Origin of the sequence: Streptomyces sp. NRRL F-2664 (genome assembly GCF_000719345.1) — a bacterium.
In the GTDB taxonomy this organism is placed as follows: Bacteria; Actinomycetota; Actinomycetes; order Streptomycetales; family Streptomycetaceae; genus Streptomyces.
This window is the reverse complement of record NZ_JOFX01000014.1, coordinates 26,349-47,608: the sequence shown is the minus strand read 5'-3', so window position 1 is coordinate 47,608 and position 21,260 is coordinate 26,349. Positions and strand designations below refer to the sequence as shown.

Annotated in this window: 18 protein-coding genes and 1 pseudogene; 13 read left to right on the top strand and 6 right to left on the bottom strand. The window is 75.2% G+C overall.

Features of this window, described 5'->3' with window-relative positions; translation table 11 throughout:
- Positions 1 to 93: 93 nt before the first annotated feature.
- Positions 94 to 504 carry a rodlin gene (locus tag IF89_RS0115310; RefSeq protein WP_030767113.1) on the bottom strand — a complete coding sequence of 137 codons (411 nt, stop codon included), beginning with the start codon at positions 502 to 504 and terminating at the stop codon, positions 94 to 96.
- Between the two features lie 277 nt (positions 505 to 781).
- Between IF89_RS0115310 and IF89_RS42070 the strand changes: the two genes are divergently transcribed.
- A complete protein-coding gene (locus IF89_RS42070; protein ID WP_051807086.1) occupies positions 782 to 1,216 on the top strand; it encodes a hypothetical protein in 435 nt (144 codons plus the stop codon).
- A gap of 145 nt (positions 1,217 to 1,361) precedes the next feature.
- Positions 1,362 to 1,601 (top strand): chaplin, encoded by a 240-nt coding sequence (locus tag IF89_RS0115300; RefSeq protein ID WP_030649260.1) that lies wholly within the window; start codon positions 1,362 to 1,364, stop codon positions 1,599 to 1,601.
- 120 nt (positions 1,602 to 1,721) lie between these two features.
- On the opposite strand, the gene IF89_RS0115295 is transcribed toward IF89_RS0115300, so the two are convergent.
- The 4 genes from IF89_RS0115295 to IF89_RS0115280 form a co-directional block, all read right to left on the bottom strand.
- Positions 1,722 to 2,069 (bottom strand): hypothetical protein, encoded by a 348-nt coding sequence (locus IF89_RS0115295; protein WP_030767107.1) that lies wholly within the window; start codon positions 2,067 to 2,069, stop codon positions 1,722 to 1,724.
- A 179-nt stretch (positions 2,070 to 2,248) separates the two neighbouring features.
- On the bottom strand, positions 2,249 to 3,400 hold the full coding sequence (locus IF89_RS40795) for a chaplin (protein ID WP_030767104.1): 1,152 nt from the start codon (positions 3,398 to 3,400) through the stop codon (positions 2,249 to 2,251).
- A gap of 122 nt (positions 3,401 to 3,522) precedes the next feature.
- A complete protein-coding gene (locus IF89_RS0115285) occupies positions 3,523 to 3,756 on the bottom strand; it encodes a chaplin (RefSeq protein WP_030767102.1) in 234 nt (77 codons plus the stop codon).
- Positions 3,757 to 3,994: 238 nt separating this feature from the next.
- Positions 3,995 to 4,405, bottom strand: a complete 411-nt coding sequence (locus IF89_RS0115280) for a rodlin (protein WP_030767099.1) — start codon at positions 4,403 to 4,405, stop codon at positions 3,995 to 3,997.
- Positions 4,406 to 4,941: 536 nt separating this feature from the next.
- Between IF89_RS0115280 and IF89_RS0115275 the strand changes: the two genes are divergently transcribed.
- The 9 genes from IF89_RS0115275 to IF89_RS0115235 all read left to right on the top strand — a co-directional run bounded on the left by IF89_RS0115275 (position 4,942) and on the right by IF89_RS0115235 (position 16,658).
- Positions 4,942 to 6,033, top strand: coding sequence for a hypothetical protein (locus tag IF89_RS0115275; protein WP_043193964.1), 1,092 nt, complete (start codon positions 4,942 to 4,944; stop codon positions 6,031 to 6,033).
- An 18-nt stretch (positions 6,034 to 6,051) separates the two neighbouring features.
- A complete protein-coding gene (locus IF89_RS0115270) occupies positions 6,052 to 7,239 on the top strand; it encodes a glycosyltransferase (RefSeq protein WP_030767093.1) in 1,188 nt (395 codons plus the stop codon).
- A complete protein-coding gene (locus IF89_RS0115265) occupies positions 7,236 to 8,771 on the top strand; it encodes an exopolysaccharide biosynthesis polyprenyl glycosylphosphotransferase (protein WP_420706919.1) in 1,536 nt (511 codons plus the stop codon). Before IF89_RS0115270 ends, IF89_RS0115265 begins: the two co-directional genes overlap by 4 nt.
- Positions 8,771 to 10,141, top strand: coding sequence for an O-antigen ligase family protein (locus tag IF89_RS0115260; protein ID WP_051807085.1), 1,371 nt, complete (start codon positions 8,771 to 8,773; stop codon positions 10,139 to 10,141). The genes IF89_RS0115265 and IF89_RS0115260 overlap by 1 nt, the downstream gene beginning before the upstream one ends.
- 722 nt (positions 10,142 to 10,863) lie before the next feature.
- A complete protein-coding gene (murJ, locus tag IF89_RS0115255; RefSeq protein ID WP_107047282.1) occupies positions 10,864 to 12,660 on the top strand; it encodes a lipid II flippase MurJ in 1,797 nt (598 codons plus the stop codon).
- On the top strand, positions 12,650 to 13,423 hold the full coding sequence (locus tag IF89_RS0115250; protein WP_030767081.1) for a polysaccharide deacetylase family protein: 774 nt from the start codon (positions 12,650 to 12,652) through the stop codon (positions 13,421 to 13,423). Before murJ ends, IF89_RS0115250 begins: the two co-directional genes overlap by 11 nt.
- Before the next feature lie 5 nt (positions 13,424 to 13,428).
- Positions 13,429 to 14,718 carry a glycosyltransferase gene (locus tag IF89_RS0115245; protein ID WP_078628321.1) on the top strand — a complete coding sequence of 430 codons (1,290 nt, stop codon included), beginning with the start codon at positions 13,429 to 13,431 and terminating at the stop codon, positions 14,716 to 14,718.
- Positions 14,719 to 14,790: 72 nt separating this feature from the next.
- Positions 14,791 to 15,519 (top strand): LPS biosynthesis protein, encoded by a 729-nt coding sequence (locus IF89_RS0115240; RefSeq protein WP_030767075.1) that lies wholly within the window; start codon positions 14,791 to 14,793, stop codon positions 15,517 to 15,519.
- Entirely contained in the window at positions 15,516 to 16,658 is a 1,143-nt protein-coding gene (locus IF89_RS0115235) for a GNAT family N-acetyltransferase (protein WP_030767073.1), read from the top strand. The genes IF89_RS0115240 and IF89_RS0115235 overlap by 4 nt, the downstream gene beginning before the upstream one ends.
- A 500-nt stretch (positions 16,659 to 17,158) precedes the next feature.
- Here the strand turns inward: IF89_RS0115235 and IF89_RS47635 are convergent.
- A pseudogene (locus IF89_RS47635) lies at positions 17,159 to 18,310 on the bottom strand (glycoside hydrolase family 26 protein); the annotation flags it as partial.
- A gap of 132 nt (positions 18,311 to 18,442) precedes the next feature.
- On the opposite strand from IF89_RS47635, the gene IF89_RS0115225 reads away from it, so the two are divergent.
- Positions 18,443 to 19,876, top strand: a complete 1,434-nt coding sequence (locus tag IF89_RS0115225; protein WP_234327772.1) for an ATP-grasp domain-containing protein — start codon at positions 18,443 to 18,445, stop codon at positions 19,874 to 19,876.
- Between the two features lie 78 nt (positions 19,877 to 19,954).
- Entirely contained in the window at positions 19,955 to 21,256 is a 1,302-nt protein-coding gene (locus IF89_RS0115220; protein WP_051807103.1) for an NAD(P)-binding domain-containing protein, read from the top strand.
- Positions 21,257 to 21,260 lie beyond the last annotated feature (4 nt).

The following is a 21,260-nucleotide window of genomic DNA, read 5'->3' as shown; positions in this document are numbered from 1 at the left end:
AGGGCCCCGGCAGCTGGACGCTGCCGGGGCCCTGTCACGTCACCGCCCGGACTCGTCGGCCCGGACCCCCGCGCGGGGCGGGGGGAGCGGAAATCAGCTGCCGACGGAGGCGTTGCCGGACAGGACCGGGATGTTGCTCAGGATGTGGGAGAGCGGCTCGTCACCCTTGGCCTGGGTGGAGTTCTCGGTGCACTGCTGGTTCTGCGGGTTGGACAGGACGTTGATGTCCTGGACGCCGATGTTGAGCGCCGCGATCAGCGACTGGGCGTTGACCTTGGCCGGCAGGCCGATGCAGGGCTTGTTCAGGGTGCCCTGGACGAGGCTGAGCTGCGGGCTCTGGTCGCCGTGGGTCTTCTGGTTGCCGTAGGCCTGCACGGCACCGTTGCCGTTGACGGTGTTGACCCCGTTGTCGTTGCCGATGGCCATGGCCGGGGCAGCGGCAGCGGCGCCCGCGCCGACGGCAACGGCGGAAACCGCGGCGGCGGTCATGAACTTCTTGAACATCTTGATCCTTCTGTCGCACGAGTGCCCGCTGATGGAGCGCCCTGGTCAACTGCCCGTTCTCGGGATCGGTTCCGCTGCTTCACTCGATCGGCCCGCGCGTCCCGAAGTTTTCCCCACCCCGGGTGAGCCGCCTGCGGACGCGTGCGCGAAGCCCGTACGCGACCCCCATCGCCCGCGCTCCTGTTGCGCTCCGTGCCGGGTGTTCCCACGGTGAGTGAAAGAGCGGTCCGACCGGGTCCGCTCGTGTGTCCCCGTGTCCCCACGCGAAGGAACCCCCATGCACCGCACGAAGCCGTCCCGCGCCCGCCTCCTCGTCCCCTCGGCCCTCGCCGTCGTCATACTGACCGGCGCGGCGGCCCCCGCGAGCGCCGTGGACTCCGGTTCCGCTGCGGTGTCCACCAAGGCGGCCCCGGCCGGCCCGATCGACGACCTCGTCAACGGGCTGCTGGAGCAGATCAAGGCCCTGCTCCCGGCGGGCGTCACGCTGCCGGACATCAAGATCCCCGAGATCAAGCTTCCGGAGATCAAGCTCCCGCAGATCCCCGGGGTGCAACTCCCCGAGCTCCCGGGGGTGGAGGTCCCGCAGCTGCCGCCGCTCACCCCGCCGGCGCTGCCCGATCCGGCGGCCCCGGTGGAACTGGTGCCGGAGGTCCCCGAGGTGGAGATCCCCGACGTCCAACTCCCGGACCTCCAGCTCCCCGCCCTCCCGTAGCGGCACCCGAACGGCAACACGGTGACGCCGATTGAGCCGAACAGGTCTGATCGTGCGCAGAACCGTGTCGTCAGAGGACGTGAACCGTTTCGCTCGGTGTGAGCCCCGGAGCGGGGCGGAACGTCGAACAGAAGGTGCACTTCCCATGAACTCTGCCAAGAAGGCCGCCCTGGTCCTGGCCACCGCTGGTCTCGCCGCGGCCGGTGCCGCCGGCTCCGCCGTCGCCGACTCGTCGGCCGAGGGCGCGGCCGTGGGTTCCCCCGGCGTCCTCTCCGGCAACCTGGTGCAGGTCCCGGTCCACGTCCCGGTCAACGTCTGCGGCAACACCGTGAACGTGATCGCCCTGCTGAACCCGGCGTTCGGCAACACCTGCGTCAACAACTGACGCCGGTCGCACAACCGCCCGTGGGCGCCCCGGCCTTGCCGGTGGCGCCCACAGTCGTGTCGGCAGGTGCCGGACGGAGCCCGGACGGAGCCCGGAGGCCGGGACCTGTCCGGGGGCGGTTCAGCCCTTGCCGCCGTTGAGCTGGACGCCGCCGAGCATCGGGGACGCCTGGGTGGCGCCGTTTGCGAGACCGAGGACCGTGCCGGGCACGTCGTTGCGCACCTTGTTGACCTTCTGGGCGGTGTCCACCACCTGGTTGACGGTGTCCCCCTGCTCGGCCAGCCCGTTGCCGACCGTCTGCGGCAGGTTCTCGGTGACGGGGGCGACGGCGTCCAGGGTCTGCGTCACCCCGCCGGTCAGGCTCATGGGGGGCAGCGCGGCGGCCGGCTCGGCGGCGAACGCGGTACCGGAGGCACCGAGGGCGGCGACGGAGCCGACGACGACAGCGGCGACCTTCGTGAGCTTCATTATGGAAATCCTCTTCTTTCGTGGACAGAGGCGTCAGCGGCGACCGGCGCGCCGCTTTCGCCATGCGTAACGATTCCCGGGCGCCGTGGAAACGGAAACGCGCGGGTACATGACAGCGGCCGGAGAATCCGACGAGGGATTCTCCGGCCGATATTTCTTCCGATTACCGGTATTGCCGCTCAGGCGACGCGCGAGCGCCGGTACAGAATCGCGCCGCCCAGGACCAGGGCGGAGGCCAGGGCCGCCGCGGCCGCCTGCCCGCCCGCGCCGGTCTCGGCCAGTACGGGCGCACCCGGCCGGGCCTCGGCCGGCACCGGGGAGGGCGCCGGGGCGGGGAGCGGCGCGGGCGCCGCCTGCGGACCGGTGCCCGGCGCCGCCGGCAGCGGCACGGGAGTGTCACCGGCGGGGGCGGCCGGGGGCTGGTCCGCGGGCGGTGCGGCCTCGGGGAGCGGCGCCGGAGCCGGCGCGGGGCGCTCCACGGGGTGGCTGCCGTGCGGCGGCGCGGCCGGAGCCTCCTCATCGACCACGGGGCCGGGCGCCGGGGCGGGGAGGGTGTGCGGGGCTTCCTCGGCCGGCGGCTGCGGGGCGGGCAGCGGCTTCGGCGCCTCCTCGGCCGGGGGCTGCGGGGCCGGAGCCGGGAGCGGCATGGGCTGCTCCCCGGGCGGCGCGGGCGCCTCCTGGACCGGCGGCTGCGGGACGGGCAGCGGCGCCGGGGGCTCCTCCACCGGCTCCGGCTTCGGATGCGGCTGCCCGGGCGCGGGCGGAGCGTGCTGCGCCGGCGGCGGTGCCGGGTGGTCGTCGCACTCCTCCTCCGCCCCCTGCCGGCCGCCGTGGCCGCCGTGGCCGTCCTCGTGCCGCGGCTCCTCGTGCCGGGGCTTGGCGTGGCGGGGTCCCTCCTTGCGGGGCGCCGCCTGCTGCGGAACCTCTTGCCGCGGTACCTCGTGGTGCCGCGCCTCCTGGCGCTGCTCGGGGACGGCGTGGCGGCCGGCCGGCTTGTCGAGGTAGCGCTCGAAGGCCTCGGCGTGCTCGGGGCTGAGGTAGCGCCCGTAGTCGTGGTCCTCGCCGGTGTGCGCACCGGAGGCGGTGGCGCAGGTGTTCCCCATCGCGGGGTTGAGCGCCGCACCGCCGTCCACGCTGTTGCCGCACACGTTCGGCGCGAGGGTGATCGGTACCGAGACGCTGTTGCCGGCGAGCACGCCCGGCGAATGCGAGACCTCGGTCGTTCCGGAAGCCGCGCAGGCCGCACCGGTCGCGATCGACAGCAGGCTCGAGGCGGCTGCCGCCGTGAGCATGCCCTTGCCCAGAACCTGTCGGCTCAGTACCTGTCGCATGGGTCCTTACCCTGTTCTACCGGCGGGCGCCGGTGGTGAATCGAAGGTGGCCTCGGAGTGCACCGCCGTGCACTCCGAGGCCACCTGCGAGGAGGTCTGCCCTTGCGGGCGCACGCGCTGCGTCAGACGTTGACGCAGGTGTTGCCGAACGCGGGGTTCAGCAGTCCGACGAGGGTGACGTTGTTGCCGCAGACGTTGACCGTGATGCTGACCGGGACCTGAACGGCGTTGCCGGAGAGGACGCCGGGGGAGCCCGCGGCCTTGGCGTCGGCCACCGAGTCGGCCAAGGCGGGGGAGGCGGCACCGGCTGCCATGAGCGCACCGGCGGCGAGCACCACTGCCTTCTTGTACGTCATTCTCGTGATCCCGTTCCGCAGGGGCGTATCCGCTGCAGAATCAACAACGAGCCGCCGCGGGAAAAGAAACCGCGCCTCTCCGGTAATCGCCGGGTAATTCACCCCGACGCCCCGACCGAATTCGGTCGGCCGGCCCGTCCGGAATTCCTTCGCCAATTCCCGGTTGCGGATTCCGCGCGATATGCGGCGAGGCCGCCGCGACCCGAAGGTGCGACGGCCTCGCGTGCGCGGGGCGCGATCAGCTGCCGGCGGAGGCGTTGCCGGAGAGGATCGGGATGTTGCTGAGGATGTGCGAGAGAGCCTCGTCGCCCTTGGCCTGGGTGGAGTTCTCGGTGCACTGCTGGTTCTGCGGGCTGGACAGGACGGGGATGTCCTGGACGCCGACGTTGACCAGGGCCAGCACGGACTGGACGTTGGCCTTCGCGGGGAGCGCGATGCAGGGCTTGTTGAAGGAGCCCTGGATGAGCGCCATCTGCGGGCTCATGTTGCCGTAGGTGGCCTGGTTGCCGTAGATCTGGGCGGAGTTGTTGCCGTTGACGGTGTTGATGCCGTTGTCGTTGCCGACCGCCATCGCCTGGGGGGCCATTGCGGCACCCATGCCCACGACCGAGGCGGCAACCGCGGCCGAGGCCATCATCTTCTTGATCATTGTCGTCCCTTTTTTGCAGGATTGCCCGGTAGTGGAGCACCCGGAACAACGGCGCGGACCCGGCTCGGGTTGCGTGGCTTCACCCGGATGCAGCCGTTTCGCGCGGCGCGATTGACGCTCAGGCGTTCCCGCAGGTGGCGGCGGAGGCGGGGTGCAGTGCGCCGACCGCGTTCGCGGCGAGGGCGCAGACGTCGGCAGCGACCTGGGCCGTCGCCCGGCCGAGGTTGCCGCTCGGCAGGCCGGGATGCGGTGGCCGGGCCGCCGGGCGACGCGCCGCCGCGCGCGCCGGCGAGGGTGGAACCGCCCGTCGGCACGGCCGCGCCGGCGGCGACGGCGGTGCCGCACGCCGGCCCCTTCTCCATCTGCGCATTTCCTTTTCTGTTCGAACAATGGTGCACCCATAACGACCGGTCCGCGGCAGGGGTGCGTGCTGTCGCCCGAAAGGCCGTACGAGCGAGTCCGACGTGATTTCCAGCCCGCTTTCTGACAAGGTTCACTCCTGTTTTGTCCCCCTGATCGAAAATGGAGACAGGGTCATGGGCTCCTCCGGCAGAATCCTCGGCGCGCTCGGCCTGCTGTCCTGCCTCGCACTTTCCGGGAACATTCCCGCGGCCGCCGCCGCGGCCCCCGCCCCCGGGGAGCTGCCACGGGTGCCCTTCACCCAGCGTTACCAGGCCGTGCAGCACGGCGGCCTGGTCCGGGCCTCCAACTCCGGGATCAGCTGCCGCAAGGAGCAGTCCCCGGAAGCGGAGCCGTGTGCCGACGTCAAGCGGGGCGCGGCGGGGGTCAACGGCGAGTTCGAGATGTTCTACAGCGAGGTCGACAAGGACCCGGACACCTACAACTCCACCCGCGCCGAACTCAAGGTCCCCCGGGGCGCGAAGGTCTCCTACGCCCGGCTCTACTGGGGCGGGAACCTGCGGGTGGGCGAGCAGAAGCCGCCGGAGGACAACGGCCGGGTGCTGGTCGCCGAGCCGGGCGGGGCGTACAAGGAGGTCCTCGCCGACACGGTGATGGGCCGCCGCACGGACGCCGGCAGCGACGCCTACCAGGCCTCCGCGGACGTGACCCCGCTGGTGCGCAAGGGGGGCGCCGGGATGTGGACGGTCTCCCAGCTGAACATCGCCATGGGCCACTCGGAGGTCGGCGCCTGGGGCGGCTGGACGCTGGTCGTCGCCTACGAGCACCCGCAGGAGCCGCTGCGCCGGATCTCCCTGTGGGACGGCTTCGAGTCGCTCGCCGCCGGGGCCGGCGACGGAACGGTCGAGATCGACGGCCTGGACGCACCGCCCGGAGCGGCGGGCAGGGCCGGCGTGGTCGCCTACGACGGGGACCGCGGCACCTTCGGGGACTCACTCCACGTGACCGCCGACCGTGGCCGCCGGGTGAACCTCGGCGACGCAGGAAATCCTTCCAATGATGTCATGAATTCCACTATCGCGGAATTCGGTGGTCAAACATTCGTCCGGCAACCAGATCATATTAATAATCTCGGATATGACGCGGACGTGTTCGACCTGAGTCCCGCCCTGTCCGGTGGCGCCCGCAGTCTGAACTTCACGTTCACGGGCGAACGTCAGGGTCATTTCCTCGGTGTGCTCTTCGTGCAGACAGACGCGCGCCGCTGAACGCAGGAGCCACTCCACGTGCCCACGCACTCCCGGGCGGCACAGCCCACGACCGTCCTCCATCTCGTCCAGCCCGTGGACGGCGGTGTGGCCAGGGTCGTCGCCGACCTCGTCCGCGCCCAGACCACCGAGGGCATCCGCGCCGTCGTCGGCTGCCCGCCCGGCGGCACGCTCGGCGACGCGGCCCGCTCCGCCGGGGCGCAGGTGTTCACCTGGCAGGCCGGCCGGTCCCCCGGCCCCCGGCTCCCCGCCGAAGTCGCCGGTGTCCGCGCGCTGCTGCGCCGGGTCCGGCCGGACCTGCTGCACGCCCACAGCGCCAAGGCCGGACTGGCCGGACGGCTCGCCGCACGCGGGACGCTCCCCACCGTCTTCCAGCCCCACGCCTGGTCCTTCGACGCCGTCGGCGGAGCCACCGCGGCGCTCGCCCTGCGCTGGGAGCGCTACGGGGCGCGCTGGGCCGACCGGGTGCTCTGCGTCAGCGAGGCCGAGCGCCGCGCGGGCGAGACCGAGGGCATCACCGCCCGGTGGACGGTGGTCCGCAACGGGGTGGACCTCGACCACTTCCGGCCCGGCGCACCCGACGCCGATCACGACCGGGCCGCGTCCCGCGCGGCCCTGCCGCTGCCACCCGCCTTCCCGGCCGACGGCCCGCTGGCCGTCTGCGTCGGCCGGATCTGCGCCCAGAAGGGCCAGGACATCCTGCTGCGGGCCTGGCCGGACGTCGTCGCGGCCGTCCCCGCCGCCCGCCTCGCCCTCGTCGGCGACGGGCCCGACACCGAACTGCTGCGCCACACCGCCCCGTCCACCGTGCACTTCGCGGGCGCCACCGCCGACATCCGACCGTGGCTTCGGGCCGCCGATCTCGTTGTACTGCCGTCGCGGTGGGAAGGCATGGCGCTCGCCCCGCTCGAAGCCATGGCCTGTGGCCGACCGGTCCTGGTCTCCGACGTCAGCGGTGCCCGGGAGAGCCTGCCGCCCGGCCAGGGACGGCTGTGCCTGGTACCGCCGGAGGACCCGACGGCCCTGGCGGAGGCCCTGGCACGGCTGCTCGCCGAACCGCGGCTCCTCGCCGAACTCGGGGAGCAGGCCCGGCAGCACGCCCGGACCGACTTCGACGTGCGGCGGACCACGGACGCGGTCAGCGGCCTGTACCACGAACTGCTGGGCAGGCCCCGGCCCTTGAACCAGGAGCGCATCAGCCGATGACGATGGACAGCGCACCCGCCCGGCACACCGGGCAGGGCGGCACAGGGCCCGGCGGCAGCGCCTTCGCCCCGGCACCCCACGCGGCGACCCGCCGCTCCGCGACCGCCATCCACCCGCCGCGCGGGCCCCGGGTCGACCAGGCCCGCTCCGCCGTACGCACGCGGCGCGTCCGCCCGAGCAGCAGGGTGCTCCCGCTGCTCGCCGCCGACGTGCTGGCCGCCGTACTCACCGCGGCCGCCCTGCCCGGATCGGCGCTGCCCGCCCCGGCGGCCTTGCCCGTCGCCGCCGCGCTCCCGGCCCTGCTCGTCGCCCTGCACGCGCAGGCGGGCCTGTACCGGCCGCGGCTCGCCCCCTCTGCCGTCCTCGAACTGCCCGCGCTGCTGGGGCGGTCCGCCGTCCTGTGGTGCGCGGCCGCCGCCGTGACGGCCGCCTTCGACCCCGCCCGCGCGATGGGCTGGAGCGCGCTCCTCACCGCCGTGTGCCTGCAGGCCGTACTGGTCTGCGCGGGCCGGGGCATCGTCAACCAGGTGCACCGCCGCGCGGCGGTGCGCCGGCCCGCCTCCACCCTCGTCGTCGGCCCCGGCGCCGGGGCGAGCGCCGTGGCCGCCGCCCTGCACCACCGCCCCGAGTTCGGCCTGCGCCCGGTCGGGCTCGCCGACACCGCCGGCGCCGCCGACGGGGACACCGGCGCCCTCCCGCTGCTGGCCACCCCCGAGGACATCCGGCGCGCCGTCATCCAGAACGCCGTCCGGCACGCGGTGTTCACCCGCCCGCCCGAGGCCGACGAGCGCACCGCCTCCCTGGTCCGGCTCTTCCACGACCACGGCTGCCGGCTGTGGCTCGCGGACCCCGCCGGTACTGCGAAAGTCACCGGAATGCGGCTGGCCCACCCCGCCGACCAGCTGTGGGGGTACGCCGTCCAGCCGCTGCTGCCGCGCCCGGCCCGGCCGCTGGAGCGCTGGGGCAAGCGGGTCATCGACTCCGTCCTCGCCCTGGCCGCCCTGGTGGCCGCCGCGCCCGTGATGCTGCTCTGCGCGGCCGCTGTACGCCTCTGCGACGGTCCGGGGGTGATCTTCCGGCAGGAGCGGGTCGGCCTGTACGGGCGCCCCTTCACCCTGCTGAAGTTCCGGACGCTGCGCGCCGACGAGCACGAGGCCGCCACCCGCTGGACGGTCGCGGGCGACCGCGGCATGAGCCCGGTGGGCTCCTTCCTGCGCAAGTCCTCCCTCGACGAACTGCCCCAGCTGTGGAACGTGGTGCGCGGCGACATGAGCCTGGTCGGGCCCCGGCCCGAACGCCCCTTCTTCGTGGCCAAGTTCTCCACCGTCCACCCCGGCTACGAGGCCCGCCACCGGATGCCCGTCGGTATCACCGGCCTCGCCCAGATCAACGGCCTGCGCGGGGACACCTCCATCGAGGACCGGGCCCGCTTCGACAACCACTACATCGACACCTGGTCGCTGTGGCAGGACCTGTGGATCCTCGCCCGCACCGCAGCCTCCTTCTTCCGTTTCCGGCTCGGGGGCAGCTGATGAGCCTCGCCGCCCCCGGGCAGTGGGCCCGGCCGGACGTACCCGGCACGCTGCGCCGGCACTGGCCGCTGCTGCCGCTCGCCGCGACCGTGCTCTTCCTCCTCGCACCGCTCCCGGCCGGCGACGCGACCGCCTCCGGCAAGGTCGGCCCGGCCGACGCCGCCTCGCTGCTGCTCGTCCTGGTCTGCGCCGTCCAGGCACTGCGCGGCCGGGTGCGGGCACTGACCCCGCTGGGCGTCCTCGTCCTCGGGGCGCCCGCCGTCGGCCTCGCCGTCGCGACCGCCACCGCCGGTGACCCATACGCCGCCCTGCCCGGCTTCGTGCGCTACCTCCAGGTCTTCGTGCTGGTCCCGGCGGCCGTGGTGCTCCTGGTCCACGACGCGCGCGAGTTCCGGATCGCGGCCGGCTGCTTCGTGGCCTTGGCGCTGGTGCAGGGCGCGGTGGGGGTGGTGCAGTACGCCACCCGCACCGGCGCCTCCTACCAGGGCGAGGACATCAGGGCCGTCGGCACCTTCGGCCCCGGCGACGTCATGGGCATGGCCACGGTCGTCGCCTACGGCCTGGTCGTCGCCACCGCGGCCGCCCTCGCGCCCGGACTGCCGCCGCGGCTGCGGCGGCTCGCCGGGGGCTGCGCCCTCCTGCTGGTGGTGCCGCTGGTGCTGTCCTTCAGCCGGGGTGCCTGGATCGCCACCCTGGGCGCGGCGCTGCTGGTGATGGCGCTGGCCGGGATCCGGCGGGCCCTCGTGGTCCTCGCCGGGCTGGCCGCCGCCGGGGTGGTCCTGGTGGGCGGGCTCGGCGTCGGCTCCGACATGGTCGCCGAGCGGCTGACCTCCATCACCCAGGTCTCCAGCGCCCCCGACCAGTCCGTGACCGACCGCTACACCATGTGGGCCGCCGCCGAGTCGATGTGGCGCGAGCGGCCCGCGGAGGGCGTCGGCCTCAAGGGCTTCCCCGCCCACCGCGACGGCCACGCCTCGCTCGGCCTCTCCTCCGGCAGCGACACCGCCGGCGCCGGGCAGGCCTACGTCCGCCAGCCGCTGCTCTCCCCGCACAACATGTACCTGCTGATCCTGGGCGAACAGGGGCTGATCGGACTGGTCGCGCTGGCGGGCGGCTGGGCGGCGCTGCTCGTCGCGGGGCTGCGGCGGCTCGCCGGCGCCGCGGATGCGCGGATGCGGGACTGCGGGCTGATCGCGACGGGGCTGCTCGGGTGGCAGCTGACCGACTTCCTCTACGCCGACATCGGCGGCCCGTCCACGGTCCTGACCGGCGTGATCATCGGCCTGGCGGCCTGGTGGGCGCTGACCGGCCCGGCCGTCGCCGGACCGCTGCGCGGGGGCCCGGTCCCCGAGGGTTCGAGCGGCCGGTGACGGATACCACGCCCTGGCGGCCCGCCCCCGGCTCCCCGGCCGGGGCGGGCCCCACCCGTGTCGCCGCCGCGTTCGGCTCCGCCGGGTACCCGGGCACCGCCACCGGCGTCCGCAGCCTCCACGTGCCGCCCGGACCCGTCGCGAACCGGCCCCCGCCGGCCCGCGGCACCGGGTCGTCCGACACCACCGCCCCCCGCAGCGGCGTCCCCGCCCGCCCCGTCGAGGCCGCCGAACGGGCCGCCCCCGGCGCGGGACGGGACGGCGAGACGGCGGAGCGCGCGGTCGCCGCAGGCCGCACGGGCCGGCCTGTGCGCGGTTCGCTCGCTGCCGGGCCGGCCCGCCGGGCCCGGGCCGCCGCCGAACGGGCGGGCGCCGGCGGGCGTCCGGCCGTGCGCGGCCGCGGCCGCCGTGCCGACGAGCCCGCCGTCCCGGAGGCGCCGGGCGGCGGCGAGGCGGCGGCACGGACGTCGCGGTCCCGCGGGGCGGACGCGCCCGCCCGCGCGGCGCGGCCCGGGCCGGCCCCGGCGGCAAGCGCACGCCCCACCGGACAGGACGCCTCCGGCGCCGTCCGGCCGGTCACCACCACGGGCCCCGGCGCGCGCCGTGTCGGCGAGGGGACCGGCTGCGTTACCCCCGCAGGGCGCGCCGCCGCGGTCGCGGTGGCGGCCGCCGTCGGGCGCCCGCCCGCCCGACGGGCCATCACCTCCGGGGGGAGCAGTGCCGTGGACGGATCCGCCTGCCGTACCGGCGAGAGCGCCGGCACGACCCCGGCCGCCGGGCGCCGGGCAGCACGGGCCCGCCGCGCGGCCGCCGCGCAGGCGCGGCCCGCCGAGCCCCCCGGCCCCGAGGGCACGGCCGTCCCCGGGGGCCGGGCGGACCGCACCGGGGGCGACGGGGGCGCTGCCGCCGGGAGCGCCCCGCTCGGGCGGTTCCTCGCCAAGGCCGCCGCCGTCACGGCCGGGCTCACCGCGGCCGGGTCCCTGCTCGGGCTGGCGCGCGACCAGACGATCGCGCACCTCTTCGGCGCGGGGCACGCCAGCGACGCCTTCCTCATCGCCTGGACCGTCCCCGAAATGGCCTCGACGCTGCTGATCGAGGACGCCATGGCGCTGCTGATGGTCCCCGCCTTCAGCCACGCCCTGGCCCGGCGGGCCGCCGGCCGGCCCGGGCTGACCCGCCGGGAGGCCCGCACGCAGGACCCCGTACGGCTGCTGGTCACGGCGACCCTGCCGCGGCTCGCCGTCCTCCTCGCCGTCGTCGCCGCCGTCCTCGTGGCCGCGGCGCCGGCCGTCGTCGCCGTCCTCGCCCCGGGTCTGCCCGATCCGGAACTGGCCGTGGAGTGCACCCGGCTGACCGCGCTGACCGTGTTCTCCTTCGGCGTCGCCGGCTACTTCAGCGCCGCCCTGCGCGCCCACCGCTCCTTCGTGCCGCCCGCGGCGATCTACGTGTCGTACAACATCGGCATCATCGCCACCATGGTGGCCCTCCACACCCTGTGGGGCGTGAAGGCCGCCGCCGCGGGCGTCGCCGTCGGCGGACTGCTGATGGTGCTCGTCCAACTCCCCTCCTTCGTCCGACACGTGGGCTTCGGGCGGTCCCGCGCCGGGCGCGCCGCCGCCCCGCGCAGTCAGCGCGACCGCGACCGCCCCACCCTCATCGCCCTCGGGGTCATCGCCCCGGTCATCCTCTTCGCCGTCTTCCGCCAGTCGCAGGTCCTCGTCGAGCGGTTCCTGGCCGCCTCGCTGCAGCCCGGAGCGATCTCGCACCTCAACTACGCGCAGAAGGTCGCGCAGATGCCGATGGTGCTGTCGCTGATGATCTGCACCGTCACCTTCCCCGTCGTCGCCCAGGCCATGGCCGCCGGCGAGCGCGAGAAGGCCCGCCGGCGGGTGGAACAGGACCTGGCCCTGGCCTCGCTCGCCGTCCTGATGGGCACCGCGCTCGTCATCGGATACGCCCCCCAGATCATCGAGGTCCTCTTCGAACGGGGCGCCTTCACCCACCAGGACACCCTGGCCACCGCCGCCGTCATGCGTGTCTACGGACTCGGACTGCTCGGCCACTGCCTTGTCGGGGCACTGTCCCGGCCCTTCTTCTCGACCGCCCGGCCCACCTGGTTCCCGGCGCTCGCGATGGGTGCCGGACTGCTCGTCAACATCGTGGCCGGGGCGTTCGCCGTCCGCTGGTGGGGCACCTACGGGATCGCCGCCGCCAACGCCGCCGGCATCTCCACCGCTGCCGCCCTGCTGCTCACCGGGCTCGGCCCGCGGATCATCGCCATCCACGTCCGCCGGGTCGCCGCCGGCATCGGCCGGCTGGCGGTGGCCGCCGTCGCCGCCTGCGCCACCGGGTGGATCGCGGGGCCGATGGTGCCCGATCCGCTGCTCAGCGCCGGTCTCGGATGCCTGTTGGTCCCGGCCATGTTCTGCGCCACCGGGACGGCCATACGCGCGCTCGAAGTCACCGCCCTGCCCGCCCAGATCTCCCAGTTCACGCAGAGGTTCCGCAATGCCCGCTGACACCGACACGGCCCCCGCCGCGGTGGTCCCCGCCCGCCGGACCGCTCCGCCGTGGGTCCTGATGTACCACTCGGTCGCCGAGTTCACCGACCCCGCCGAGGACCCGTACGGGATCACCGTCACCCCCCGCGCCCTGGAGGCCCAGCTGCTGTGGCTGCGCTCCCGGGGCCTGCGGGGGGTTTCGGTCGGCGAGCTGCTGCGGGCCAGGGCGGCCGGACGGGGCGCGGGGCTGGTCGCCCTGACCTTCGACGACGGCTACACCGACTTCCTCACCCACGCGCTGCCGCTGCTGCGGCGCCACGACTGCTCCGCCACCCTCTTCGTCCTGCCCGGGCGGCTCGGCGTGGACAACGTCTGGGACCCGCTGGGGCCCCGCAAGTCCCTGCTCACCGCCGAAGGGATCCGCGAGGTCGCCGCCGCCGGGCAGGAGATCGGTTCGCACGGCCTGCTCCACCAGGACCTCACCGCCGCCACCGACGACGTGCTCCGGCAGGAACTGAACGGCAGCCGGGACCTGTTGCGGGAACTGACCGGAACCCTGCCCGACGGGTTCTGCTACCCGTACGGGCACCTCGACGCCCGCGTCGTCGCCGCGACGCGGGCGGCCGGCTACGGCTACGCCTGTGCCATCGACCCGGGCCGGCTCGCCGGCCCGCACGCCCTGCCGCGCACCCACGTCAGCCAGGCCGACGGCGGCTTCCGGCTGCGGGCCAAACGGCTGCGCCACCGGGTCCGGGAGCTGCGGCGGGCGGTGCACCGGTGAAGGCGATGGAGTCGCTCAAGGCGCTGCACGTCATCACCGGCCTCGGCGTCGGCGGCGCCGAACAGCAGCTGCGCCTGCTGCTGCGGCACATGCCGATGCGCTGCGATGTGCTGACGCTCACCAACCCCGGCCCCGTCGCGGAGGGCCTGCGGGCCGACGGCGTACGGGTCGTGCACCTGGGCATGCGCGGCAACCGGGACCTGGGCGCGCTGCCCCGGCTCGTGCGGTTCATCCGGCGCGGGCAGTACGACCTCGTCCACACGCACCTGTACCGGGCCTGCGTGTACGGGCGCATCGCGGCCCGGCTCGCAGGCACCGGGGCGACCGTCGCCACCGAACACTCCCTCGGCGAGGGCGAGATCGAGGGCCGCCCCCTGTCGGGCGGGGTCCGGGCCCTGTACCTGGCCAGCGAACGCCTGGGCGCCGCCACCGTCGCCGTCTCCGACACCGTCGCCGCCCGGCTGGAGGGGTGGGGGGTGCCGGCCGCTCGGGTCCACGTCGTACCGAACGGCATCGAGGCCGGCCGCTTCCGCTTCGACGAGGGCGTGCGCCGGGCGACGCGGGCCCGTACCGGCCTGCCCGAGCGGGCCTTCGTCGTCGGCGGGGTCGGCCGGCTGGTCCCGGGCAAGCGGTTCGACGTACTGGTGCGGGCGGTGGCCGCCCTGCCGGGCGCACACCTGCTGCTGGCCGGTGACGGCCCGGAGCGGGCGCGGCTGCGCCGGCTGGCCGCCGAGCTCGGTGCGCAGAGCCGGATCCACCTGCTGGGGGAGCGGGACCCGCTGGGCGACAGCACGGACGGCCGCACCCCGGGCATCCCGGCGCTGCTGGCCGCCATGGACGTCTTCGTCTCGCCGTCGCGGGAAGAGGCCTTCGGGCTCGCCGTCGTCGAGGCCCTGGCCGCCGGGCTGCCCGTACTGCACGTGACCTGCCCGGCCATCGACGACCTGCCCGCCGCCCAGGCCCCGGGAGCCCGCCGCATCGGCACCGGCACGGAGGAGCTCGTCGCGGCGCTGCGCGGCCACATGGAGGCCGGCGCCCGGCGACTGCCCCCGCCCCCGGTCGTGCGCCGGTACGACATCGCCGGCAGCGCGCGCCGGCTGCTGGACGTGTACGACCTCGCCCTCTCGGCCGCGCCGCGGGCCGCGGGCCGGGGCTCCGCGCCGGGCCCGCAGGCGCCGGACCCCGCAACCGGCCCCGGCCGGGGCCCGGGCGGGGACCGCGCGCCCGGATCGTCGGCGGGCCTGACGGTGCCCGGACCCGGCTCCCCCCGCCGGACGCCGGGTACCGGCGGCTGACACCCCAGAACCCGAAGGAGCCCCGGCACCGGGGCCCGCAGGACCCCCATCCCCCAGGAAGCGAGCACGACCATGGCCGACAGCGCCGAGAAGACGTCCGGGAAGCCGGAGAAGAGGGCGGACCACCGCTCGGGCAGGAGGCACGGGCGGCCGTTCACCCGGCCCCCCGTGTGGTGGCCGCTGCCCGCCTGCGCCCTGCTGGGTCTCGCCGCCGGCGGGGCGTACGGGGTGCTCAAGGCCCCCGAGTACGCCGCCACCAGCTACCTCGTCGCGGTCCCCGACGACACCACCGAGCCCGCCACCGCCCTCGGTTTCGCGCAGGCGTACGCCCGTATCGCCACCAGCAGTTCCACCCTGGCGTACGCGCAGCCCCGCGCCGGCGTCACCGCGCGTGAGCTGCGGACCCAGGTACGGGCAGAGACGTCCCCCGAATCGCCGATGATCGCCATCACCGGCACCTCCACGAGCCCCGGCGAGGCCGCCGACATCGCCAACGCGGTCGCCGACGCCCTGTCGCTGAGCAGCAACCAGGCCGCCAAGAACACCGGCGTCCAGCTGCTCCTCTTCAACCAGGCCGTGGCCCCCTCCGACCCCGCCTCCGCGTCCGCCGCCCTCAGCGGTGCCGTGGGCCTGTGCGCGGGCGGCCTGCTGGGCGGCCTGTGGCTGCTGGCCCGGCCCGGGCGCGCGCGCCGCCCCGAGGTCGGCGTGGCCGGACCGGCCGCCGGCCCGCCCGAGGAGTACGCCTCCCTGCCCGCGCAGGGTGAGCCGGCCCCGGCCAAGGAGAAGGAGTCCGTGCGATGAGTTCGGGGTCCACCGGGGCCCTGTCGGTGACGCTGTGCCGCGACCCCCGGCAGTTCGCCGGGCTGGAAGAGCCGTGGAACCGGCTCGTCCGCGCCTGCCCCACCGCCACGCCCTTCCAGAGCCACGCCTGGCTGCACTCCTGGTGGCTGTCGTACGGGAAGGACGGCCGGCTGCGGATCGTCCTCGTCCGGCGCGGCGGCGAACTGGTCGGCGCGGCCGCCCTGATGCTCGTGCACCGGCCGATCCCGTTGCTGGTGCCGCTCGGCGGCCCGATCACCGACTACTTCGACGTGCTGGTGGCCGCGGAGCACGCCGGCCAGGTCGTCCCGGCGCTGGCCCACGGGCTGCACCGGGCGGCCCGCGGCGCCGTGGTCGACCTGCGGGAGGTCCGCCCGGGGGCCGCCGCCGAGGAGCTCTACCGGCAGTGGCCGGGGGTCGGCAGCCGGCTCGCCGACTCCCCGTGCATGGAGCTGCCGACCCTGCCGTTCGACGAACTGGTCAAGCGGATGCCGGCCTCGGGCGCCCAGCGGGTGAGGGCGAAGCTGCGCAAGACCGATGCGGCCGGGATCGAGGAGCACGAGGCCACCGAGCAGGAGGTGCCGGGCGCGGTACGCAACCTTCTGCGGCTGCACGAGAAGCAGTGGCGCGGCCGCGGTGTGACGCCGGAACACCTGCGGCCCCGCTTCGCCGAGCACCTCACCCGGGCCACCCGCCGGATGGTGCGGGCGGGGGAGGGCCGGCTGACGGAGTTCCGGCTCGACGGGAAGGTGGTGGCGGCCAACGTCACGCTGCTCTCGGCGGGACTGAGCGGCGGCTACCTCTACGGGGCGGACCCGGACCTGCGGGCCCGCAAGGTGGACGTCGCGACGCTGCTGCTGCGCCACGAGGCCGGGCGGGCACTGGCGGACGGCCGGCCGGTGGTCAGCTTCCTGCGGGGCAGTGAGCCGTACAAGAACCACTGGCGGCCCGACACCGTCGTCAACCAGCGCTTCCTGATGTCCACGACCGCGCTCGCGCCCCTGCTGCGGCTGCATGAGTCGCAGGTGGCGGGACGCGAGCGGGCGGTGCACGCGCTGCGGGAGGCGCTGCCGGCCGCCAGGGACTGGCGGGCGCGGCTCAACGAACTGCGGGTGCGATGACCCCTCCAGGTCGTGTCCGCCCCCTAGAAGGGCCAGAAGCCGGAGCCCGCACCCAGGTCGATCTTCACGCAGACCGACTGCTTGCCGATCAACTTCGACAGCCACTCGCCGAAGTTGATCGGTACGCACCACTCCCTGCTGTTGAGCGGCGGCTGCTGCGGCTGCGGCAGGGGGGCGGCGGGTGTGGGCCGGGGCGTGGGCACGGCCGGGCTCGGTGTCACGGGCACCGGACCCACGGGCGACGGCGCGGTGGGCGAGGGCCTCGGCACTTCGGGACTCGGCGTGCCGGGCTCGGGCACCTCGGGGTCGGAACTGGCGCTGGGGCTGGGCACGGGCGTCGGCACGACCGGGCTCGGTGCGGCCGACGAGGGCTCGGGGAGCGGGGTCGGGACCTGGGGTGTCGGGACCTCGGGCGTGGGCACCTGCGGGGTCGGGACGACCGGGGTGGGCACCACGGGCGTCGGCACCGCGGGAGTGGGTACGGCGGGTGTGGGCACCTGGGGCGTCGGGACCTGGGGTGTCGGGACCTGCGGGGTCGGAACCTGCGGCGTGGGGACCTGCGGCGTCGGGACGACCGGGGTGGGCACCACGGGCGTCGGCACGACGGGCGTGGGCACCACCGGCGTCGGCACCACCGGCGTCGGCACGACCGGCGTCGGGGTCACCGGGACCGGCACCTCGGGGGTCAGCGCCGACCGGAAGACCTCCGTCGACTCAGGGTTCTGCTTGCACTGCCACACGCCGTGCGGGCAGTAGTCGGTGATGGTGTGGTAGAGCGGCTTGTGCTGCTCGATCCAGCGCAGCATGCGCCGTACGTACTCGGGGTTGTCGCCGCGCCGGAACAGGCCCCACTCCGGGTACGAGATCGCCTTGCGGTGCGCCCGCGCGAAGTCGACGTGCTTCTGGAGCCCGTACGGCTGGGAGATCTGGTCGTCGAAGGTCTCGCCGGGAGCCTGGTCGTAGGAGTCCATGCCGATGATGTCGACGACGTCGTCACCCGGGTAGCACTTCGTCCAGCCGATCGCGTCCGTGCCCCGGTTCGGGGCGAAGTCGAACTTGAACTGCTGCCCCGGCACGGCCCGCATCACGGTGACGATGCGCCGCCAGTACACCTTCCAGTTCGCCGGGTCGGGGCGGCACCGGTGGGTGTAGGTGACGCCGTTCATCTCCCAGCCCAGGACGATGACCGTGTCCGGGACCCCCAGCGCCACCAGCCGCTCGGCGAGCCGGCGGAAGTGCTCGTCGTACTGGCCCTGCGCGCCCGCCCGGATCAGCCGGGCGACCTGCTGGTCGGGCACCCGCTCCTCGTTGCGCGCCTGCATGGGCACGTTGAGGACGAACATCCGGTCCTCGTCCGCCCGCCGCCACCGCGCCCAGGCCTCCAGGAAGGACACCCGGCCCTCGATGCCGGCCCACTGGTCGCCGGGGAGGTAGGTGTGCCCGACCCGGATGTCCTTGCCGCCCAGCCAGCGCGAGAGGTGGGGGATGCGCGCCACGCCGTTCGGCCCGTAGTCGAGATAGGCGCCCATGGCGATGCCGGAGTCCCCGGCACGGTCCTCGTCCGGCGCCGCGAGGGCGGCTCCGGTGGCGAGCAGTCCGGCCGTGACCGTGCCGATGCAGGTGCTCGCCAGTCGGCGGCGTGGTGTGGGCATGGCCTCTCCCGGGCTCTCCTGAATCGGTGTGCTTGCGAAAGACGTTAGGCATCTCATCTGACGAATGGCCTGTTCGGTGGCCGCCGCGTAGGCCATTAGCAGTTGCCCGCCCTCCCCGCTTGGTCCGACTAGGTGAAAGACACCGTTGCCATGCACGCGCACCTCAACCATGTGCCCGCCGTTGTGCTCAGACTCGACCGCAATCCGTTCCACCACGGAACCCTCGGCGCCGTCCGATCCCTCGGCCGCAGGGGCGTGGAGGTCCATGCCGTCGTCGAGGGCGGGGGAGGTCCCATGGGGAGTTCGCGGTACCTGCGAGCCGTCCACCCGGGGCCGGCCGGCGGGCTGGACCCCGAGGCGCCCGAGAGCCTGGTGGACTGCCTGACGGTGGTGTCGGAGCGGATCGGCCGGCCGGCCGTGCTCGTCGCGATGGACGACCTGAGCGCCATCGCCGTGTCGCGCGTCGCCCCGCTGCTCCGCGAGCGGTTCAGGATCCCCCACCAGCCCGACAACCTGCCCGCCCGCGTGGCCGACAAGGCGGAGCTGTCGCGGCTGTGTGCGCGCTGGGACGTCCCGCACCCGGAGACCGTCGTCCCCGCGAGCGGGACGGAGGCGGCGGAGGCGGCCTGGCGGCTGGGCCTGCCGGTGATCGCCAAGTGGAGCCGGCCCTGGCTGCTGCCCAGCGGGGCGGACGGGCTGCGCAGCACCACCCTCGTGCACACCACCGCCGAGGCGCGCCGGCTGTACGAGTGCTCCGCCGAGGCCGGGAGCCGGCTGCTGCTCCAACGGTTCCTGCCGGCCGGGCCGGACACCGACTGGTTCTTCCACGGCGCCTTCGCCCGCGGCGGGCGCCCGCTGCTCGCCGGAACGGGCCGCAAGGAGCTGTCCTGGCCGGTGCGTACGGGGCTGACGGCGGTGGGCCGCCGGCTGCCCGACCCGGCGGTGGAGGCGGCGGCACTGCGGCTCGCCGAACGCCTCGGCTACCAGGGGATCCTGGACCTGGACTTCCGCCGGGACGAACGCGGGGTCTGCCGGCTGGTGGACTTCAACCCCCGCCCGGGCGCGCAGTTCCGGCTGTTCACCGACGCCTCCGGACTGGACGTCGTCCAGGCGATGTACCTGGACCTGACGGGCCAGCAGGTCCCGCAGCCCTCGGGCGGCACGGGCCGGATCTTCGTCGCCGAGAACTACGCGCTGCTGGCGGCGGTCCGGGGCCGGTCCCTGCCGCGCCGCCGCCCGGCGGCGCCACCCGCGGCGCCCGCGGACCCCGGGTCGCCCGCGCCGGAACCGGCCGCCGAGCGCGGGCGGGTCGAGGCGGCGTGGTTCGCCGCGGACGACCTCCGGCCCTTCGTGGCGATGCTCGCCGCGTTCCTGGGACGCGGCGCGGTCAAGGGGGCCCGCGCCCTGCGCGGCGTCCCGGCGCAGGGCCGCCGCACCGCCCGCGCGGTCGTCCGCGCGCCGAGGCAGCGCGGGCGGGAACAGCGGGGCGGGCCCACCGCCGGCACGGTCTGCCGCCCCGCGCCGCCGGAGGCGCCGGCCGAGCCCGACGAACTGGTGAGCCGTTGAACGGGCCCGCTCCGGCGGGCGGGGCCGGGCAGGTGGCCCGCAGGTGACCATCGAGCAGGAGGAACGGCCGTGACGCGGATCGACGACCTGGTGGTGATCGGTGCGGGCCCGTACGGGCTGTCGATCGCCGCCCACGCGGCCGGTGCGGGTCTCGGCGTACGGGTGCTCGGACGGCCCATGGCCTCGTGGCGCGACCACATGCCCGAGGGCATGTACCTGAAGTCGGAGCCCTGGTCCTCGAACCTGTCCGCGCCGGACGGGCGGCACACCCTCGCCGAGTACTGCGCCTCCCGGGGAACGGTCTCGGAACACGGCACTCCGCTGCCGATCGGCACGTTCAGCGCGTACGGGATGTGGTTCGCCCGGCACGCCGGGCCCGAGGTGGAGGAGGTGACCGTCACGGAGGTGACCCCGCAGGGCGACGGCTTCCGCGTGCGCACCGCCGAGGGACCGCCCCTGCTCGCCCGCACGGTCGCCGTCGCGGTCGGGGTGATGCCCTTCACCCGGTACCCGGAGGCGCTGGCGGGCCTGCCGCCGGGCCGCTGCACGCACAGCAGCAGCCACCGGGACCTGTCCGGCTTCGCCGGCCGGGAGGTCGCCGTGCTCGGGGCCGGGCAGGCGGCCCTGGAGACCGCCGCCCTGCTGGCCGAGCAAGGGGCCCGGCCGTGCCTGGTCGCCCGGCGCCCCCGGTTGGACTGGAACACCGTCCCGCAGCCGCTGGACAGGCCCCCGCTGCGGGCCCTGCGTGATCCGCACAGCGGTCTGGGCACGGGCTGGCGCAGCTGGGTGTGGTCGGAGCTGCCGTGGGCGGTGCGCCGGCTGCCGGCCCCCACCCGGGAGCGGATCGCGGCGACGGCGCTGGGCCCGGCCGGGGCCTGGTGGCTGCGGGACCGGTTCGAGCGACGCGTACCCGCGCTGCTCGGGCACGAACTGCACCGGGCCGTGGCGGTGGGCGAGCGGACGCGGCTCGGGCTGCGTACCCCCGGGGGCGAACCGGCGGTCCTGGACGTGGCCCACGTCATCGCGGCCACGGGCTTCGCCCCGGACCTGCACCGGCTGGAGCTGCTCGACGCGGGACTGCGCGCCGCACTGCGTACCGTCGGCAGCGGCCGGGCCCCGGAACTGGGGCCGGGCTTCGAATCCTCGTGGCCCGGGCTGTTCTTCGCCGGACTGCTGGCGGCTCCCTCATTCGGCCCTTCCATGCGATTCGTGCACGGTGCGGGCTTCACGGCGGGGAGACTGGTGAGGGGAGTCCGCAAGCGCCTCGGTGCCCGGGGTCCGCGGCCGGGCTCCCCCGGTGCCGCCCGGCTCGTCCGGGCAGCTCCTCCCGGGCCGGATCCGGGGGTACCGCCGGGGCAGTCGAACACGTACCTGCGGTGAGATC

Coding starts and splice junctions, on each gene's coding strand:
- IF89_RS0115310 (WP_030767113.1), bottom strand. CDS start 504: ATGTTCAAGAAGTTCATGACCGCCGCCGCGGTTTCCGCCGTTGCCGTC.
- IF89_RS42070 (WP_051807086.1), top strand. CDS start 782: ATGCACCGCACGAAGCCGTCCCGCGCCCGCCTCCTCGTCCCCTCGGCC.
- IF89_RS0115300 (WP_030649260.1), top strand. CDS start 1,362: ATGAACTCTGCCAAGAAGGCCGCCCTGGTCCTGGCCACCGCTGGTCTC.
- IF89_RS0115295 (WP_030767107.1), bottom strand. CDS start 2,069: ATGAAGCTCACGAAGGTCGCCGCTGTCGTCGTCGGCTCCGTCGCCGCC.
- IF89_RS40795 (WP_030767104.1), bottom strand. CDS start 3,400: ATGCGACAGGTACTGAGCCGACAGGTTCTGGGCAAGGGCATGCTCACG.
- IF89_RS0115285 (WP_030767102.1), bottom strand. CDS start 3,756: ATGACGTACAAGAAGGCAGTGGTGCTCGCCGCCGGTGCGCTCATGGCA.
- IF89_RS0115280 (WP_030767099.1), bottom strand. CDS start 4,405: ATGATCAAGAAGATGATGGCCTCGGCCGCGGTTGCCGCCTCGGTCGTG.
- IF89_RS0115275 (WP_043193964.1), top strand. CDS start 4,942: ATGGGCTCCTCCGGCAGAATCCTCGGCGCGCTCGGCCTGCTGTCCTGC.
- IF89_RS0115265 (WP_420706919.1), top strand. CDS start 7,236: ATGACGATGGACAGCGCACCCGCCCGGCACACCGGGCAGGGCGGCACA.
- IF89_RS0115260 (WP_051807085.1), top strand. CDS start 8,771: ATGAGCCTCGCCGCCCCCGGGCAGTGGGCCCGGCCGGACGTACCCGGC.
- IF89_RS0115250 (WP_030767081.1), top strand. CDS start 12,650: ATGCCCGCTGACACCGACACGGCCCCCGCCGCGGTGGTCCCCGCCCGC.
- IF89_RS0115245 (WP_078628321.1), top strand. CDS start 13,429: ATGGAGTCGCTCAAGGCGCTGCACGTCATCACCGGCCTCGGCGTCGGC.
- IF89_RS0115240 (WP_030767075.1), top strand. CDS start 14,791: ATGGCCGACAGCGCCGAGAAGACGTCCGGGAAGCCGGAGAAGAGGGCG.
- IF89_RS0115235 (WP_030767073.1), top strand. CDS start 15,516: ATGAGTTCGGGGTCCACCGGGGCCCTGTCGGTGACGCTGTGCCGCGAC.